Here is a 16,564-nt window from a genome sequence, read left to right as displayed (position 1 = left end):
GGCATTTGCCTACCTTATCCATGGGTTTTGCTAAGACTATGGTGCCATTCACATGAAAACATTACGCCCCATTTACGTTAGATAACCTGTTATACAGCATTGAACATACTTTATGAAGATATACCATCGGCAACTCATACTTGCCTTCATGATGATAAGCTTGGCCGGGTGCGCCAGAAAAAACTTCTACGCCACAACCCCTGTGGTGGACAAGGATGTGTACCAGCGCCTGAAGAACAAGCCCGAGTCGGTGGACAGTGTGACAGTAAAGGCCGGCGCCCACTACAAGCGCGGTTTCCTGCACCGCCTGTTCTGGGGCACGCACCACCGCCCCCTGTGGAACGCATCTGTAACGGTACCGGTATTTGACCTCGACTCTGCCAAGGGGGGCTTGGAGATAGAAGAGATGGGCGGCGGCTTTCAGACAACCAGCGTGGACCTGGTCGGCCCCAACGACTTTACCTACGCCCTCCGGTCTGTAGACAAGGACCCAAAGGAGGTGCTACCGCCCATGTGGCGCAAAACCTTTGTGCTGAACGTGCTCCGGGACCAGATCTCAGCGATAAACCCTTACGCCGCACTGGTGGTACCGCCCATGGCCGAGGCCGCCAAAATCCCCCACTCCACCCCAAAGCTAGTATATGTGCGCCCCAACGACGAGGACTTCGGAGAGCACAAGGAGCGCGTGAGCGATAAGCTTTACATGATTGAAGAAAAGTATAACGATGAGCGTACAGTGCATGACCTCCCCGGCGATGCGGTAGATATCGACGGCTCCGGCAGCATGCTTGACGACCGCTTTGGGCAGGATGATCATTTTATTGACCAGGTGGCCTTTGCCAAAGCGCGCTTGTTCGACGTGCTGATAGGAGACTGGGACCGCCATGAGGGCCAGTGGGAGTGGGCAGAGTATGAGCAAAACGGCAACAACTACTACCGCCCCATCCCCAAAGACCGCGACAACGCTTTCTACCGTTTCCAGGACGGCATCATTCCCTGGATCTTCAGCCGCAATTGGGCCATCCGCAAATTTGAGTCTTTTGATGAGGACTTGAACGACGTGGAGGCGCTGACAGTGAACTCTCAGTTCATAGATAAGCGGGCACTCTCGGAGGTAACCCGGGCACAGTTCGACTCCCTGGCTGTGGAGCTGCAGCAAAGCATTACGGATGAAGCAATCGCCAAAGGGGTGCAGCAGTACCCGGAGGCCGTGTACAAACTGGTGGGCGAGGAAACCCAGCGCAAACTCATCAGCCGCCGCAACCAACTGCGCGAGGCAGCCGCCAAGTTCTATGAGGTACTGGCGGAGGAGGTGCTGGTGGTGGGCACCGACGAGGAGGATAGCTTTGAAGTAAAGCGCCTGAACGATGAAGAGACGGAGGTAACGGTGCGCCGCGAATCCGACAAGATGGTTACCTACCACCGTGTCTTTAAGCGCTCCGAAACAGAGCTGATCACCCTGCACGGGCTGGCGGAAGACGATGTGTTTGAAGTGAGCGGGAAAGTGGACAAAGGCATCAAGGTCAAGATCTACGGTGGCCGCGGCGAGGATGAAATCAAAGATACCTCCAAAGTGAGCGGCTGGTGCAAAAAGACCTGGGTGTACGATACCAAGCGCGGTACAGAACTGGAGGCAGGCCCCGAAACAAAAGACAAGCGCACACACGACGTACGCGTACATGCTTTTGACCGCGAGGGCTTTTGATGCCTGGCTTTTGCTGGTCTCTACCGGCCAGGCCGCTTTCAAAGGCAACGCGCTCGTAATGTTTCAAAGCGTAAGCGTACCTTTGTGATGTACCCAGGCGCCTGGGGACATCAGCCTACACTACCACCATGCACGTTATAGATAAATTAGCCTGGATTGAGCTACAAGGCGGCAAGATATTGAGTACCCGCAGCCACGGCAAAGACGCCTACTACATCCCCGGCGGAAAGCGCGAGCCCGGAGAAACAGACCGGGAAACGCTGATGCGGGAGGTGGCAGAGGAGCTAAGCGTCAACTTAATTCCTTCCTCTATCAAGTACATCGGGACGTTCCAGGCGCAGGCACATGGCCATGCCCCGGGTGTGGAGGTGAAGATGCAGTGCTACAGCGGCCGGTACGAAGGCACACTCAAGGCGGCGGCAGAAATAGCAGAGGTCGTATGGCTTCAGTACGCTGACAGAGACAGCGTGTCGCCTGTGGACAAGGTCATCTTTGACTGGCTGCAGGCTGAGGGGCTGCTACACTAGCAAACACACAGAACCCCGCCCCTACCGGTAGCTAACCTGTGGGGGCGGGGTTCTGCAATTATAGATAGCCTTTTACTGCTGCTTTGTTACAATAGTAGCGGATGCCTGCGCAGCGGGCAGCACCAGCACCTCGGCCAGGTTTACGTGCGCCGGGCGCGTTACAATAAAACCGATCAGCTCGGCGATGTCCTGGGCCTGCAGCGGCGCATAGCCCTGGTATACCGTAGCAGCTCGCTCTGTGTCGCCTTTAAAGCGCACCTCGGAGAACTCCGTTTCCACCAGCCCCGGGTTTACCTCCGATACCTTTATCCCCTGCTCCACCAGGTCAATCCGCATCGCCTTTGACAGCGCATCGACGGCGTGCTTAGAGGCGCAGTACACATTGCCGTTAGGGTATACTTCTTTGCCTGCAATAGAGCCGATGTTTACGATATGGCCTTTGCGCTGCTCCTGCATCAGGGGCAACACCGCCTTCGTTACGTAAAGCAGGCCCTTCACATTAATGTCGATCATCGCGTCCCAATCATCCAGCGAGCCATCCTGAATCGGGGCCAGGCCGTGGGCGTTACCGGCGTTGTTCACCAGCACCTCCACCTTACGCCACTCCTGCGGCAGCGAAGCCACCGCCTCCTGCACCGCAAGCTTGTCGCGCACATCAAAGGTAAGCGGGTACACCTGGCCTTCGCCCAGCTTCTGCTGCAGCTCCTGCAGGCGGTCCTGGCGGCGGCCGGTGGCGATAATGCGGTACCCTTTGCCGGCCAGCTCCAGCGCAGTGGCCAGGCCAATGCCCGAAGTGGCTCCGGTAACGAATGCGATCTTGGTCATCTCTTATTCAAAGAAAAGTATGAGTGAAACATTGTGGTTTGTCAGCTTCTGGATGTAGGCGCTGTACTGGCTCTCCGGCACAGCCTTATACTGGTTCAGCAGGCCGTGCGAAAAGCGCAGCTCGGGCGCAAACTTAAAGTAAGGGTAGAAAATATCCACTCCGATGCCGTACTCCAGCGCCACGTCAAACTTCTCCACCTCCAGCAGCATTTCTTCCGGGGCTCCGGTGTTTCCCTTGCCCAGGTCGATGGCGGGCTTCACGCCGGCCACAATGTAAGGCCTGTAGTTGGAGCGGCGCTTGGCTTTATACTTGAGTAACACCGGCAGCTCCACCATCGTGTTGTTGATGGTCTCCAGCATTACGCTTTCGGTCTCCACGCCCGGTACCTCTACATTCTGAAACTCAATGGTGCGGCTGTAAAAGCCCACACCAGGCACAAAGCGGGCATCCAGGTACTCGGCCAGGCGCACGTTCAGTACCAGGCCGGTGTAAAAGCCGATGTCCGTCTTCGCGTTTACAGCATCGTCGCCGCCGTTTCGCAGTTGGTCCGCGTAGGCCTGCGAGTGATGCAGGTTATACTTGGTGAGCGGCATGGCCAGGTAAAAGCCGTAGTGCACCGGCCTGTCGTCGTAGCCTGGCTTGTTAAGGCTTTTGATTTTCTGGTTCTGTGCCGCGGCGGTGTTGCCTAGCAGCAGGCACAAAGCCAGCAGGCTGGTAAGGGCTACTTTTTGCCTGTATAGATGGAGCTTATCCCAAATGTGAGTGAATGCCATTTTGTGCTTCTGAATCCGACTTTCTGGTAAATGTTTAAGAAATCCTGCCCGTCCGGGAAAGCCTGAACCGACTCCGGCAAATAAGTATAGGCAGCATTGTCCTTAGAAACGAGTTTACCTACCACCGGTAGTATATTCTTAAAATAAAATTGATACAGCTGCTTCATCGGGAAGCTGCGCGGCTTAGAGAACTCCAGCACTACGGCCATTCCGCCCGGCTTTAGCACGCGGTGCATTTCAGCAAGCCCCTTCTCCAGGTTCTCGAAGTTGCGCACGCCAAAGGCCACCGTAATGGCATCAAAGGTATTGTCTTCAAAAGGCAGGTTCTCTGAGTCGCCGTACTTCAGCTCAATTTTGTTGGTGAGCCCCTTTTTAGCCAGCTTCTCACGTCCTACGGCTAACATGCCCTCCGAGATGTCCACTCCCGTGATTTTATCCGGGTTCAGGCGCAGCGTCTCAATGGCGAAGTCGGCGGTGCCAGTGGCTATATCCAGTACTTGCTTGGGCTTCTGGGGCGCCAGCAGGCTTACGGCTTTCTTTCTCCAGATAATATCGATGCCAGCGCTCAAAAAGTGGTTCAGGAAATCGTACTTGCCGGCAATGTTGTTGAACATCGTGGCCACCTGTGACTTTTTGTCTTCGTTCTGGTCTTTGTAAGGTACTACCGCCATGGGTTGGATTGTATTGTGTAACAGGGCAAAAATACTGTACCTAAAACTATAATCCGCAGAATATGTTCCGAAATATAAAAAAAGCAGGCCGGGCATCTCTGCCCGGCCTGCTCCGGAGTATAGTTCTTCCGGCCTCTCGGCCCGGTGTCGCAATTACTGGTTCTGGTTCTCGCGCGGAAGCACTTTAAACATGGTTCTGCGGTTCAGCTGCATGTTCTCGGCAGAGGTGTTCGGCACTGCCGGTCTGCTTTCGCCGTACGTTACGGTTACCATGCGCTTCGGAGAGATGCCCTTGCTCACTAGGTAATCGAAGGCGGCATCGGCACGGTTCTGGCCCAGCGTCATGTTATACGAGTCGCTTGCACGAGAGTCGGTGTGGCCTTCAATGCTGATGTTCAGCGTTGGGTTCGCCTTCATGATCGCGGCAATGCGGTCCAGCTCCTGCACTGATTCCGGACGCAGCTCATACTCGTCGGTAGCAAAGTACAGGTTCTCCATCTGGACGTTGGCGCTAACCCCTGTGCCGCTGCGCAGTGCGTCTGGCGACACTTTGGCGATGCGCGCCACCGTAGAGTCGTCCAGGGTAATGTAGAAGTTCTTGGTGATCTTGCTCGTATCATCCAGCACAACCGGCACCTCAAACTCCTCCGTTTCCACTACCTCGCCGTCCAGCGACAGCTGCACCTGGTAAGGGCGGCCTGAAAGCAGGGACACGTTGTAGTTGGCAGAGTCTGGCTTCGTTACGTCGCGGTAGCTGATCGGGCGCTTGTCTGCCTGCAAGCCGTTGAAGATAAGCTCAACGCCGGGCAGGGCAATGCTGTCGTTCTGCGTAAACACCTGGCCCTCTACCGTGGCGTTTCTGATGTAGTTGATGGTGTAGATATCCTTCTCGCCGTAGCCGCCGATGCGGTAAGACGACAGGTAAGCGTAGCTTCCGTCCGGCGCCAGGCGGTAATAGGTGTCATCGTCCGGCGTGTTGATCGGAGAGCCCAGGTTTACAGGGCGTGCCCAGCGGCGGGCCACAGAGTCATACTTGGCGGCGAAGATATCGTAACCGCCCATGCTGTTGTGTCCGCGCGAGGCGAAGTACAGCGTGCCGTCCGCAGCCAGGTAAGGGCTGTCGTCGTCAAAGGCCGTGTTGATGGTTTTGCCAAGGCTCTTCGGGTTGCCCCAGCTGCCGTTGTTGTTGCGTGTGATCGAGTAAATGTCCAGGTCGCCGTTCTCAGAGTAGTGGCTGGTGGAGAAGAACAGCGTTTTGCCGTCCGGCGTGATGTACGCGTCAGACTCGAAGTCTTTCGTGTTCACTTTGTCGCTGATGCTTTTCGGGGTACCCCAGGTTCCGTCCGGCTGGCGCTCCGACACCATAATGTCGCCGTTGTTCACAGACTGGTACAGCAGCAGCTTGGTGTCGTTGTCGAAGAGCTGGATAGAGGCATCGTGCCCGGCGCTGTTCAGTGCACCTGGCACAACGCGTGGCTCTGCCCATGAGTCTTCGCCTGTGCGGGTGGTCTCGAAGATATCTTCGAAGTACTCACCGTCACGGGCTTCCTTGCCGCCGGTCACGTTCTCAGAACGGGAGGTAAACAGCAGGTAGTTGTAGTCCGAGGAGATAACCGGGCTGTGCTCAGAGTAGTTTGAGTTCACGTCGCCGCCCAGGTTCTTCACGAAAACGTCTTTCGGGTTGGCCACCTCACGCTTGGCGTTTTTAGCATACTGGATCAGCTGCGCCACTTCCTCCTTGCGCTCCACGTTCCGCTTCGGAATGTCTTTCTGGTAGGTCTGGAAATGGTCGATCGCGCTGTCGAAGCGGTAGTTGATGTGGTCGGCGCGGCCAAGCCAGTACTCCAGCTCGCGGTCTACGTTCGGCTTCAGCTTCTGGGCGCGGTACAGGTAGTCAGCGGCCTTCTCCTTGTCAAAGGTCAGGTAGCTAATGCCTGCGTAGTACAGCGCTTTGGCGTTATCCGGATCAGCAGCCAATACTTGCTCATAGTATGGCAGGGCGTCGCGGTAGTTCTCCCTGTCGAAAAGCTTGTTGGCTGTGCGCAGTAGCTTTCTGGTGCTTTGCGCAGAGGCAGAGGCAGACAGAAGGCAAACCATCAACAGCAGCAGTGAAACCCGCGAAAACGATTTGGCTAAATAATTCATGTGTAAAAGGGTTTGTTATACTTTCCTTGTGTTTGTAATGATGATGTTTTCCTAAGCCAAAGCCGGTGCTCAAGCCTACGGCAAGGCTGTTCCAGTCTCTATACGAGATATATTATTTTTAGTATATGTTAATTTTCAGACATTCTTGCGCCAGGCATTGCCCTGCATACGGGTTTGTAGCGCAAAAAGGTTAGGTAACGGCAGCCTGGCCTTGTTAAAAGCCGCTAAACAAGTATAATCTTATCTTAAAATAATAGAATCAACAGCAAATATATGGAATTAATAATATTAGCAAACACTTATTTAACCTAATTACGCCTTGCCGTAGTGCAAGCCCAGCAAGTATAAATACAGGCCAGCGGAAACACTCCCGGGCGCTCCCCCTCTTCTGCGGCTCCCCCAGGTGGGTACAGCAGGGGCCGGCTGTTGGCTGGGGTGCCTGCCATACGCTAAAAGCCTGTTTTGCAAAGCCCCCGCCCGCAGCAGCACGGCCGCAAAGGCCGCTTTCCCGTCCGCTCCCGGTAAAATGTTCTGCCGTTTTACACGTTTACTTATAGGAGGGGCGCAAAAAGCGCTTCTACTTCTCCGAGTAGGTAAAATATTCGTTACCTTTGAGGTGCAACAAACAAGGCTGCCGCCAAAAGAGGCTCGTTCCTGCACTACCAAGTGTGGCTTCAGCGCTTAGGGCAGCGCCACGAATACACCACAGCATGATTATAAAAGAAGCAAAGTTTTTGATGAGCAACACCAAGGTAGAGGCCTGCCCTACCCCCGACAAGCCGGAGTACGCCTTTATCGGCCGCTCCAACGTAGGCAAGTCCTCCCTCATCAACATGCTGACAGAGCAGAAGAAGCTGGCCAAAACCTCGTCACAACCGGGCAAGACGCAGCTCATCAACCACTTCCTCATCAACAACGAGTGGTACCTGGTCGATTTGCCGGGCTACGGCTATGCCAAAGTCAGCAAGAGCTCCCGCGAGGAGTGGCGCCGCATGATCAACTTCTACTTTCAGAAGCGCGAGAACCTCACCTGCGTTTTCGTGCTGGTGGATGCCCGCCACGAACCCCTGCAACCGGACCTGGACTTTATTAACCACCTCGGAACCATGGGCGTACCTTTTGTGATTGTATTCACGAAGGTGGATAAGCAATCGGCGCTCAAGACAGACTCAACCATCGCCGCCTACGAGCGTAAACTGCGGGAAACATGGGAGGAGCTGCCACAGATGTTCCGTACCTCCGCCGAAAAGCAGATGGGCCGCGACGAGATCCTCAACTTTATAGATGAGGTGAACGCGCAGGTGCAGAACCAGCAATAGGCGGAGCAGGTTTACATTTAAACGTGTGCTGTAGCTTACCCGTGACGTAGGAATTTTAAATGTTTACCCTTATGAGAAGAAAAATTTCATTTTTGTTTATTTTCTTTGCCTTCGCGGCGCTAACAGCGAGTGCCCAGAGCAACGGCACAAAAAAAGCAGCAGCGCCTGCCGAGGAGAAAGTATGGATGCCGGAGAAGGCCGTTCCAGTCGCCGACTTTTACGAAGGCGGCCAGGAGGCCATGTACAAAGCCATCAACAAGGAGCTGACGTACCCGCCACTGGCCAAGCGCAACCGCGTGCAGGGCGACTGTATCGTCAGCTTTACCCTGAACCCCGACGGCTCAACATCTAACTTTAAGGTGTTGCGCAACGCCGGGGCCGGTACCGGCGAAGAGGCGCTGCGCGTGGCGCAGCTGCTGAAGTTTAAGGCGCCCGGTTTTGGCGTAGATGCCAGCATCCCGATTATGTTTAAACTATAAACTATACAGACATACCTTAACTATGCCTATCGATTTAAGACAAATTGCAGCCGTATCCGGACAGAGTGGCCTTTACCGTGTAATAAAGCCTACACGCACCGGTGTGATTATGGAGAGCCTGGAGGAGAACCCGAAGACAATGGTTGCGCAGGCGCGCCACCGTATGTCGCTGCTTGATGAGATCTCTATCTACACAACCGATGAGGAAGGAACTGTACCGCTTGCAGAGGTCTTCGACCGCGTGCATGAGAAGTATGGCGACAGCCTGCCTCTTGGCGAGAAACCAAGCAACGAGGACTACAAGGAGTTCATGGCCAACGTACTGCCTAACTACGACGACGACCGCGTGTATGTGTCAGACATGAAGAAGCTGGCCACCTGGTACACCATCGTGAAGAAGTACGTAGGTTTCACAGAAGCTGCCGAGCCTGAGGCGCAGTCTGAATCAGAGGCACCAGCTAAGGAATCTAAGAAAAAGAAAGCCTAGTGTAAAAGCCCCCCGGTACCGGGGGGCTTTTTTGTTTCCGGACGTATAGCCGTACCTTTACACTTACCCGCTTCGCTTTTACCGCCCCTGGCAAACAGCAAAGCCCTTGCCCTACAGCCATGCCTTACTCACCAGCCTTACTTGCCGGCACCACCAACCACCTGCAAAGGATATTTGAGGTAGACAACCTGCCCAGCACCGATCTGGAGGCGCTGGAGCACAAGCTGGCCCGTGTGGTGCTCCACCTGCTCCGCTCAGACTTTAACCGCCTGCTGCACATCCTCTACCGCATCGACGTGGACGAGCGCAAGGTGAAAGCCGCCATGGTGGATGCCGATGCGGAGATCATCGCCACCCGCATCTCCCGCCTCATCATCAAACGCGAAATGCTGAAAACCGAAATCCGGCTCAGGTACAGCGGGAGGTAACCCGCGCGCCGCAGAGGCCCCTTGTAAACGCCCCAACTTACCCCTGTGCCCCGGCAAGCCCCCCTTTCCCGAAATACTGCTGCGGCCTTGGCACCGTACTGCAATCAGCAAGGCCTCTGCCTCAGGAGCCGCCGCAGCTGGAACCGCCGCTACAGCCGCTGGCACCGCTCCGCTAAAAAGAAAAAGGCAGAAAGCGCTGCTGCTCTCTGCCTTTTGATGCTGTCTTAATCTAATTCCAGATGTGCGGTGCGGGGTTAACCTACTTCTACTTCGGATTTCAGGTACTCTTCTACTTTATCCACCATCTCTGTGGAGCCAATAATCAGCGGGCATCGCTGGTGCAGCTCCGTTGGCTGCATCTCCATAATGCGCTGGTAACCGTTGGTTGCCTTGCCGCCTGCCTGCTCCACAATAAAGGCCAGTGCGTTGCACTCGTACATGAGGCGCAGCTTGCCGTTTGGCGCCTTAGCGGTAGCCGGGTAAATGTAAATGCCGCCCTTCAGCAGGTTGCGGTGAAAGTCGGCCACCAGTGAGCCAATGTAGCGGGCCGAGTAGCCGCTTTCCTTGCAGTAGTTCACATACTGCTTCACCCCCTCCGGGAAAGAGTTAAAGCTACCCTCGTTAATGGAGTAGGTAGAGCCTGTTTCCGGTGAGGTGATGTTCGGGTGCGACAGGAAGAACTCGCCCAGCGACGGGTCGTAGGTGAAGCCGTTAACGCCGTGGCCGGTGGTGTAGACCATCATGGTGGACGAGCCGTAGATCACATAGCCGGCAGCCACCTGGCGCACGCCCTTCTGCAGGCAGTCTTCCATGGTGCCGTCCGCCCCCTGCTCCGACACACGGCGGTAGATGGAGAAGATCGTACCGATGGATACGTTCACATCGATGTTAGACGAGCCGTCCAGCGGGTCGATGGCCACAATGTACTTGCCCCCGATATTACCGGTTTGGATGATGTCATCTTCCTCCTCAGAAATAATGGTGCAAACTTCGCCACCGTTGCGCAAGGCACGTATGAAGCGGATGTTGGCAATTACGTCCAGCTTTTGCTGGTCTTCGCCTTGTACGTTTTGTTGCCCATAGGCACCAGTCACGTCGAGTAGCCCTGCGCGGTTTATTTCGCGGTTAACGATTTTGGCCGCCAGCGCTATATCGCGGAGTAACTGCGATAGCTCCCCTGTTGCATACGGGAAGGCTTCTTGTTTTCTCATGATAAACCTGTCCAGCGTGGTGCCTACAGGGAGCGCGAGTTTGTCATTCATAAAGATGAGTTTAACCTATAGTTTACAAAAATATCATTTTTAGGCAATATTCCGAACGATGCCTAATTTTACGGTTCATGACACAAGACAGGATAAAAGTATACAAGTTTGGGGGCGCATCGGTCAAGAGCGCCGAGGCGTTCCGCAACCTGGCCCGCATCGTGAAGACGCAGGCCGGCGGACAGCAGCTACTGCTGGTAGTGTCCGCCATGGGTAAGACCACCAATGCCCTGGAGGCGCTGCTCGACCTGGCACACCGGCAGCAGGCGTTTGAGCAGGAGTTTCTGCAACTGAAATCGTATCACCTACAGGTGCTGAGCGAGTTGTTTCCGCAGCAAGGCCACCCGGTGTTCCAGCGGCTGGAGCACCTCTTTGAGCAGCTGCACGCACAGCTGGCGAAAACACTTCCCAACGACAACTTTGATACCGTATACGATCAAACCGTAAGTTTTGGCGAACTTTTATCGTCAACTATCTTGCATTATTTTCTGGAGGAGCAGGATTTACACAACACCCTGATTGACAGCCGGAAGTACATCCAAACCGACAGCACCTGGCGCGAGGCCCGGGTGGACTGGGGCTGGACGGAGCGGCTGATCAGGCGGGACGTGCCCGCCATGCTGCAGGAAGGGCTGGTGGTAACGCAGGGCTTTCTGGGCGGCACCAACAACGGCCTGACGACCACGCTCGGCCGCGAGGGCTCCGACTTCAGCGCCGCCGTGTTTGCCTACTGCCTGGAGGCCGAGGGCATGTACATCTGGAAGGATGTGGAAGGCCTGCTCAACGCCGACCCCAAGTACTTCGCGGATACGGTGTGCTACCCCGAGATCTCTTACCAGGAGACGGTGGAGATGGCTTACTACGGCGCCTCCGTGATCCACCCGAAAACCATCAAGCCACTGGCCAACAAGCAGATTCCGCTCTACGTCAAGTCCTTTCTGAACCCAGAGGGGGCTGGCACCAAAATCTGCAACTGCCGCTTTGAGGTAATCGCTCCGGCCTACATCATTAAGGAGAAGCAGTGCCTGGTGTCCTTCGGCGTGAAGGACTTTACCTTTATCTCGGAGCAGAACCTGGGCACCATCTTCAACGCCCTCTCCGAGCTGCGCATCAAGATCAACCTGATGCAGAACTCGGCCATCTCCTTCTCCATCTGCACAGACTACCACCCTGAGCGCCTGCACCGCCTCATCCAGACGCTGCACGACCAGTTCGTGATCCACTACAACACCGAGCTGCGGCTGTACACGATCAAAAACTACGACGCAGCCAGTATAAACCGCATGATGGCAGGCAAGGCCGTGCTACTGGAGCAGCGCACACGCACCACGTTTCAGTTTGTGAGCCGGTAGGCTGCCAACACCTTACAGCCCGATCTACGCATCGGGCTTTTTCTTGCTTGCGCTAAAACTGTTATCTTAAGGCATTATCAACAGAAACCTAATCATACTATGGAATTTATACTTGTAACGCCCCAGGCGCAGCCGCACGTTGCGCTTATCCAACTCAACCGGCCCAAAGAGCTGAACGCTCTAAACCTGCAGCTGATGAGCGAGCTGCGCGACGCCCTGAAGGAGCTGGACGAGAACGACGAGGTGCGCGCCATCATCATCACCGGCAACGAGCGCGCCTTCGCCGCCGGCGCAGACATTAAGCAGATGGCCGGCAAAACGGCCATCGACATGCTGAACGTGGACCAGTTCTCCACCTGGGACCAGATTCGCAAGACTAAGAAGCCTATCGTTGCCGCAGTGTCCGGCTTCGCCCTGGGTGGCGGCTGTGAACTGGCCATGACCTGCGACATGATCGTGGCTTCGGAGACCGCCCAGTTTGGCCAGCCCGAGATTAAGATTGGCGTGATGCCCGGCGCGGGCGGCACACAGCGCCTGACCAAAGCCATCGGGAAGGCCAAAGCCATGGAAATGGTGCTGACGGGCAGGTTTATATCCGCCGACGAAGCAGAAAAGCACGGCCTGATTAACCGCGTAGTGCCGGTGGAGCTGTACTTGGAGGAGGCCTTTAAACTTGCCGGAGAGATCGCGCGCATGTCGCCGGTGGCGGCAAAGCTGGCCAAAGAGGCTGTGAACCGCTCCTTCGAAACCCACCTGGACGAGGGCCTGCACTTTGAGCGCAAGAACTTCTACCTCTGCTTCGCCTCCGAAGACCAGACCGAAGGCATGAACGCCTTTGTTGAGAAGCGCAAGCCAGAGTTTAAGGGCCGGTAGGCCATTACTTCAGAGTTATGAGTTGAGAGTTAAGAGTTATGAGTTGAGCCTGTGCGGAAGTATAACTCATAACTTTTCACTCTTCACTTTTAACTCTAATCTATCTGTCTTACCTTTGCAGGAACTATTATCAAGTAAGAATCATTCTTAACTGGTATATGCAAAACCTGACCCGAGACGAATTACGACAGCGCCTGTTAACGTGCGGCCTTAAGGCCACGCACCAGCGCATTGTTGTATTCGAAGCGGTAACGGAGCTGCACGGGCACCACCCCACCGCAGAGGATGTGTACCAGCGCCTGAAGCCAGCAAACCCAAGCATCTCGCTGGGCACGGTGTACAAAACTCTGGACACTTTTGCGGAGACAGGCCTGATCCGGCGCGTGTTTTCGGAAGAGGGCAGCAAGCGCTACGATGGCAACACACTGGTGCACAGCCACATTTACTGCAGCAACACCAAGGAGATCGTTGACTTTGATGATCCGGAGCTGGACCAGCTGCTGACCGAGTTCTTCAGCCGCAGAAAGCTCAGCAACTTCGAAGTGAAGGGGTTTTCGGTGCAGCTGTCAGGAAACAAGGTGGAGCCCGAGAAACAAATAAGCATTACACGAGTTTCAAAATAGATTTTTCAAAAACCAAAAACCAATAACAAATGGCAGTATTAGTAGGTAAAAAAGCACCTTCGTTTAAAACAATGGCCGTAGAAAACGGTGAGTTTGTAGAAGACTTTTCACTGGAGCAGTACCTTGGCAAGAAGCACGTAATTTTCTACTTCTACCCAATGGACTTCACTTTTGTGTGCCCAACTGAGATCATCGCCTTCCAGGACAGAATGGAGGAGTTTGAGCGCAAAGGTGTAGCGGTAGTAGGTTGCTCTACTGACACGCACTTCTCTCACTTCGCATGGCTGAACACTCCGCGCGAGCAGGGTGGCATCGAGGGCGTTAACTACCCGCTTGTAGCTGACGCTGCAAAGACTATCGCACAGAACTACGACGTGCTGGCTGGCCACTACGAGTACAACGAAGAAGGTGAAGTTACTTTTGTAGGTGATCCGGTTGCTTACCGTGGTCTGTTCCTGATCGACAAAGAAGGTATCGTACGCCACCAGGTAGTAAACGACATGCCGCTGGGCCGCTCTATCGACGAGGCGCTGCGCATGGTGGATGCCCTGCAGTACTTCGAGGAGAAAGGCGAAGTTTGCCCTGCAAACTGGGAAGAAGGTAAAGAAGGTATGCAAGCTACAAAAGAAGGCGTATCTAGCTACCTGTCAGCTAACGCAGCTCACTAAGCACCAGCTTCTAGTATAAAACAGAAAAGCCCCGGCAGTAGCTGGGGCTTTTTGTTTTTAAGGTAGCGGTGATGTACAAAAAGCCAGGAGTGGCTAGATAAGAGCTTAACTTACCCTTCACTTTTTTGAAAGAACGTCACCCTGACTTTGTGCTACTTTAAGAGGAGCACATCCCGATTGGAAATTGGGTTGCAAACGACTTCTTTAAGTACTGGTACACGCAGACGTACAACAACTTCTGAAACCGGATAGCTACTGCTCTACAAAGGGAGGCCCTTACACCCTCTGCAAGAGCAGCGTCAGGATGCGCGGTATGCTGGTGCGGTCGTTGTCGTCGAAGTACTCGTTTAGGTCTATCAGCTTCAGGCCATGCTGCTTGGCGGCCTGCACAAAGTCAGATACGTGGTGGGTGTAGCACGCCACCTCCTGCCTCCCCTGCTCCGTATCGAAGCGGGCTTTGGTGCCGCTGTACTGCTTAAAAGGGTGCAGTTCGCCAATGTATACGTGCCCGCCGTGCCTTAACACTGCGGCTGTTTTTCTGAAGATATGCTCCAGGTCTGCGATGTGCTCCAGCACCAGGCTAAAACTGACCAGGTCGTAAGGCTGCGTGGCAAAGCTCCAACCCTGAGTGATGTCGGCCTGCACAAACGTAGCCTTGTTAGAGTTCACCTTCTTCTTTGCCCGCTCCAGCATCTCCTCCGACAGGTCTACGCCTGTAACGTGCTGTGCCTTTCGCACCAGCCACTCCGTGTTTTTGCCCGTGCCGCAGCCAACCTCCAGGCAAGACTCAAACCCTATGCCTGCCAGTGTGGCGCGCAGCGCTACCGCCTCCAGATCGCGGGTGCGGTTCTTGTTGGTGTCGTATTGCGATGCCCAACTGTTGTAGGCTTGCTGTATACTCATAGTTCTTTCAACATCCAGATGGTGCAGGCATAGTGGCCGGAGTTGCCGAGTGCGTTCGGCAAAGGCCTAAAGCCTGCTTTTTCATACATAGATACGGCCCTGGCCAGTTCCGGGAACGACTCTAAGTACAGCTGCTTGTATCCGAGCTCCCGGGCCGCCGCTATACTTTGCTGCATCAGCTTGTTGCCAACGCCCTTGCCCCGGGCACTGGCGGCAAGGTAAAACTTCACCAGCTCTGCACAGCCCTCCGGCAAGCCCTCTGTAGGGTAAACGCCGCAGCCGCCTAGTAGCACACCGTTTTCTTCTGCAACAAAATAGGCGCTGGCAGCGCGCTCGAACAGCTGGTACAAAGCATCTGTGGTTGGGTCTGTGTATACCGTGCCGGGCTTGTCGATCTTAAACTCTCTGAAAACCGTGCGAATCAGCGATGCCAGGGGCTCGTTGTCGGCAGGTTGGATGGGGCGGATAGTGAGGGCCATACATTTATACTTTGGGCGGTAAGCTACTCAAAACTGCTTTGGTTCGAGGTTCCGCTGTGCTCAATTTTATACTTCGCTCTCCGTTAGCCTCTCCGCAAGGGCAGGCTGCAGCACCTGAAGGAGCCGCCGGTGGCCGGGGCCGCATCAAAGGTTATTTCCGTCACCTCTATACCCGCCTTCCGGATCTCGTCGTTGATCGGTTTGCACAGCGGATGGTCGCGGCTGATGATGCGGTCCTGCGAAAGCGACAGGATGTTGGTGGCCAGCTCCCGCTGCTGCGCCTTGTTTACCCGGATCAGGTCGTAGTTATTCAGGATTTCACGAGGCACCTGCTTAAAGCCTTCCTCATAGATAAGGGCGGTTCTCTCCCCCACCGGGTTAAACATACAGTCCAGGTGCAGCACGTTCTCGCCTTCTGCCAGCGAGCGGGCCTCAATGGGCACGATGTTAAACTCATTGCCGAACTGCTCCTGCAGAAACGCCACGCCTTCCGGGTTTGTGCGCTGCGACACGGCCACAAAGAGGTTCCCTTTGTCGATCAGGATGTCGCCTCCTTCTATAAAGCAGGTGGGCGAGTCGGGGATGATGATGTTCGGCTCATCGTCGGGGATGGCGTGCAGGTACCGGAAAATGCCGGCGCTCTCGTAACGGCGGCTTCGCTTCACCATGTTGCAAAGCAGAAACTTATCGCCGATCACCATGCCGATATCGCGCGGGGTGAGCTGGTCGTACACAAACCGGCCCACATAGTCCGGCACCAGCACTTCCACGCCTGCGTCTGTCAGTACTTTCCTGAAGCTGTCGAACTCCTCCTTCAGCTGGTTGCGCTGGGGCAGGCCGCTTTTCTGGTCCTCGTTTACCAGCTCCGCATAAGCCGGCGACTCATTATAGTTTTCGTACCTCCCGATAATTACCTTTTGCAGCGGGTCTGTCTCGCTGTGTTGCTGAATCATGCTATCCTCTTAAATTTGTACTACCTGCTGGCCGTGCCACAGGTGCAAAAATAAGGCCTAAAACCGGATTTGTTCTAGTTTTAAGGTTTCA

At 54.9% G+C, this 16,564-nt stretch carries 18 protein-coding genes; 10 read left to right on the top strand and 8 right to left on the bottom strand.

The annotated features are described in order from the left end of the window. The first annotated feature begins 112 nt into the window (after positions 1-112). A complete protein-coding gene (locus CA264_RS00465) occupies positions 113-1,705 on the top strand; it encodes a hypothetical protein (protein WP_025609441.1) in 1,593 nt (530 codons plus the stop codon). 128 nt (positions 1,706-1,833) lie between these two features. Then, entirely contained in the window at positions 1,834-2,232 is a 399-nt protein-coding gene (locus tag CA264_RS00460) for an NUDIX hydrolase (RefSeq protein ID WP_025609440.1), read from the top strand. 72 nt (positions 2,233-2,304) lie between these two features. Here CA264_RS00460 and CA264_RS00455 read toward each other — a convergent pair whose 3' ends face one another. The 4 genes from CA264_RS00455 to CA264_RS00440 form a co-directional block, all read right to left on the bottom strand. Further along, positions 2,305-3,057 carry an SDR family NAD(P)-dependent oxidoreductase gene (locus tag CA264_RS00455; protein ID WP_025609439.1) on the bottom strand — a complete coding sequence of 251 codons (753 nt, stop codon included), beginning with the start codon at positions 3,055-3,057 and terminating at the stop codon, positions 2,305-2,307. Between the two features lie 3 nt (positions 3,058-3,060). Further along, positions 3,061-3,831 (bottom strand): type IX secretion/gliding motility protein PorT/SprT, encoded by a 771-nt coding sequence (porT, locus tag CA264_RS00450; RefSeq protein ID WP_036777930.1) that lies wholly within the window; start codon positions 3,829-3,831, stop codon positions 3,061-3,063. Next, positions 3,780-4,502, bottom strand: a complete 723-nt coding sequence (gene ubiE / locus CA264_RS00445) for a bifunctional demethylmenaquinone methyltransferase/2-methoxy-6-polyprenyl-1,4-benzoquinol methylase UbiE (RefSeq protein WP_025609437.1) — start codon at positions 4,500-4,502, stop codon at positions 3,780-3,782. The genes porT and ubiE overlap by 52 nt, the downstream gene beginning before the upstream one ends. Positions 4,503-4,655: 153 nt before the next feature. Next, a complete protein-coding gene (locus CA264_RS00440) occupies positions 4,656-6,647 on the bottom strand; it encodes an OmpA family protein (RefSeq protein ID WP_025609435.1) in 1,992 nt (663 codons plus the stop codon). A gap of 710 nt (positions 6,648-7,357) precedes the next feature. Between CA264_RS00440 and yihA the strand changes: the two genes are divergently transcribed. The 4 genes from yihA (at position 7,358) to CA264_RS00420 (ending at position 9,360) form a co-directional block, all read left to right on the top strand. Further along, positions 7,358-7,966 carry a ribosome biogenesis GTP-binding protein YihA/YsxC gene (gene yihA / locus CA264_RS00435; protein ID WP_025609434.1) on the top strand — a complete coding sequence of 203 codons (609 nt, stop codon included), beginning with the start codon at positions 7,358-7,360 and terminating at the stop codon, positions 7,964-7,966. Between the two features lie 71 nt (positions 7,967-8,037). Continuing rightward, a complete protein-coding gene (locus tag CA264_RS00430) occupies positions 8,038-8,445 on the top strand; it encodes an energy transducer TonB (protein ID WP_025609433.1) in 408 nt (135 codons plus the stop codon). A 22-nt stretch (positions 8,446-8,467) separates the two neighbouring features. After that, positions 8,468-8,932 carry a DUF5606 family protein gene (locus CA264_RS00425; protein ID WP_036777926.1) on the top strand — a complete coding sequence of 155 codons (465 nt, stop codon included), beginning with the start codon at positions 8,468-8,470 and terminating at the stop codon, positions 8,930-8,932. Positions 8,933-9,051: 119 nt separating this feature from the next. Then, positions 9,052-9,360 (top strand): hypothetical protein, encoded by a 309-nt coding sequence (locus CA264_RS00420; RefSeq protein WP_025609431.1) that lies wholly within the window; start codon positions 9,052-9,054, stop codon positions 9,358-9,360. A gap of 254 nt (positions 9,361-9,614) precedes the next feature. On the opposite strand, the gene fbp is transcribed toward CA264_RS00420, so the two are convergent. Then, positions 9,615-10,622, bottom strand: a complete 1,008-nt coding sequence (gene fbp / locus CA264_RS00415; protein ID WP_025609430.1) for a class 1 fructose-bisphosphatase — start codon at positions 10,620-10,622, stop codon at positions 9,615-9,617. A gap of 77 nt (positions 10,623-10,699) precedes the next feature. Here fbp and CA264_RS00410 point away from each other — a divergent pair, with 77 nt between their 5' ends. From CA264_RS00410 to CA264_RS00395, 4 genes are all read left to right on the top strand, one after another. Next, on the top strand, positions 10,700-11,974 hold the full coding sequence (locus tag CA264_RS00410; protein WP_084196312.1) for an aspartate kinase: 1,275 nt from the start codon (positions 10,700-10,702) through the stop codon (positions 11,972-11,974). Positions 11,975-12,073: 99 nt separating this feature from the next. Continuing rightward, a complete protein-coding gene (locus tag CA264_RS00405; RefSeq protein WP_025609428.1) occupies positions 12,074-12,847 on the top strand; it encodes an enoyl-CoA hydratase-related protein in 774 nt (257 codons plus the stop codon). A 158-nt stretch (positions 12,848-13,005) separates the two neighbouring features. Next, positions 13,006-13,470, top strand: a complete 465-nt coding sequence (locus CA264_RS00400; protein ID WP_025609427.1) for a Fur family transcriptional regulator — start codon at positions 13,006-13,008, stop codon at positions 13,468-13,470. Positions 13,471-13,499: 29 nt separating this feature from the next. Beyond that, positions 13,500-14,138 (top strand): peroxiredoxin, encoded by a 639-nt coding sequence (locus CA264_RS00395; protein WP_025609426.1) that lies wholly within the window; start codon positions 13,500-13,502, stop codon positions 14,136-14,138. Positions 14,139-14,414: 276 nt separating this feature from the next. Here the strand turns inward: CA264_RS00395 and CA264_RS00390 are convergent, their stop codons facing one another. From CA264_RS00390 to CA264_RS00380, 3 genes are all read right to left on the bottom strand, one after another. After that, the gene (locus CA264_RS00390; protein ID WP_025609425.1) at positions 14,415-15,041 is read right to left on the bottom strand and encodes a class I SAM-dependent methyltransferase; all 627 of its coding nucleotides are present in this window, start codon (positions 15,039-15,041) and stop codon (positions 14,415-14,417) included. Beyond that, positions 15,038-15,520, bottom strand: coding sequence for a GNAT family N-acetyltransferase (locus CA264_RS00385; RefSeq protein ID WP_025609424.1), 483 nt, complete (start codon positions 15,518-15,520; stop codon positions 15,038-15,040). Before CA264_RS00385 ends, CA264_RS00390 begins: the two co-directional genes overlap by 4 nt. Before the next feature lie 83 nt (positions 15,521-15,603). Continuing rightward, the gene (locus CA264_RS00380; RefSeq protein WP_025609423.1) at positions 15,604-16,473 is read right to left on the bottom strand and encodes a dimethylarginine dimethylaminohydrolase family protein; all 870 of its coding nucleotides are present in this window, start codon (positions 16,471-16,473) and stop codon (positions 15,604-15,606) included. Between the last annotated feature and the right edge of the window lie 91 nt (positions 16,474-16,564).

This window comes from Pontibacter actiniarum (genome assembly GCF_003585765.1).
Lineage (GTDB): Bacteria > Bacteroidota > Bacteroidia > Cytophagales > Hymenobacteraceae > Pontibacter > Pontibacter actiniarum.
Note: the sequence above shows the minus strand (reverse complement) of the source record. Positions and strands in the feature narration are given on the sequence as shown.

What these genes read in the sequence shown, in the direction of transcription:
- CA264_RS00410 (WP_084196312.1), top strand. Translation starts at nt 10,700, where the DNA reads ATGACACAAGACAGGATAAAAGTATACAAGTTTGGGGGCGCATCGGTC.
- CA264_RS00395 (WP_025609426.1), top strand. Translation starts at nt 13,500, where the DNA reads ATGGCAGTATTAGTAGGTAAAAAAGCACCTTCGTTTAAAACAATGGCC.
- ubiE (WP_025609437.1), bottom strand. Translation starts at nt 4,502, where the DNA reads ATGGCGGTAGTACCTTACAAAGACCAGAACGAAGACAAAAAGTCACAG.
- CA264_RS00380 (WP_025609423.1), bottom strand. Translation starts at nt 16,473, where the DNA reads ATGATTCAGCAACACAGCGAGACAGACCCGCTGCAAAAGGTAATTATC.
- fbp (WP_025609430.1), bottom strand. Translation starts at nt 10,622, where the DNA reads ATGAATGACAAACTCGCGCTCCCTGTAGGCACCACGCTGGACAGGTTT.
- CA264_RS00440 (WP_025609435.1), bottom strand. Translation starts at nt 6,647, where the DNA reads ATGAATTATTTAGCCAAATCGTTTTCGCGGGTTTCACTGCTGCTGTTG.
- CA264_RS00385 (WP_025609424.1), bottom strand. Translation starts at nt 15,520, where the DNA reads ATGGCCCTCACTATCCGCCCCATCCAACCTGCCGACAACGAGCCCCTG.
- CA264_RS00460 (WP_025609440.1), top strand. Translation starts at nt 1,834, where the DNA reads ATGCACGTTATAGATAAATTAGCCTGGATTGAGCTACAAGGCGGCAAG.
- CA264_RS00465 (WP_025609441.1), top strand. Translation starts at nt 113, where the DNA reads ATGAAGATATACCATCGGCAACTCATACTTGCCTTCATGATGATAAGC.
- CA264_RS00425 (WP_036777926.1), top strand. Translation starts at nt 8,468, where the DNA reads ATGCCTATCGATTTAAGACAAATTGCAGCCGTATCCGGACAGAGTGGC.
- CA264_RS00455 (WP_025609439.1), bottom strand. Translation starts at nt 3,057, where the DNA reads ATGACCAAGATCGCATTCGTTACCGGAGCCACTTCGGGCATTGGCCTG.
- yihA (WP_025609434.1), top strand. Translation starts at nt 7,358, where the DNA reads ATGATTATAAAAGAAGCAAAGTTTTTGATGAGCAACACCAAGGTAGAG.
- CA264_RS00420 (WP_025609431.1), top strand. Translation starts at nt 9,052, where the DNA reads ATGCCTTACTCACCAGCCTTACTTGCCGGCACCACCAACCACCTGCAA.
- CA264_RS00390 (WP_025609425.1), bottom strand. Translation starts at nt 15,041, where the DNA reads ATGAGTATACAGCAAGCCTACAACAGTTGGGCATCGCAATACGACACC.
- porT (WP_036777930.1), bottom strand. Translation starts at nt 3,831, where the DNA reads ATGGCATTCACTCACATTTGGGATAAGCTCCATCTATACAGGCAAAAA.
- CA264_RS00430 (WP_025609433.1), top strand. Translation starts at nt 8,038, where the DNA reads ATGAGAAGAAAAATTTCATTTTTGTTTATTTTCTTTGCCTTCGCGGCG.
- CA264_RS00400 (WP_025609427.1), top strand. Translation starts at nt 13,006, where the DNA reads ATGCAAAACCTGACCCGAGACGAATTACGACAGCGCCTGTTAACGTGC.
- CA264_RS00405 (WP_025609428.1), top strand. Translation starts at nt 12,074, where the DNA reads ATGGAATTTATACTTGTAACGCCCCAGGCGCAGCCGCACGTTGCGCTT.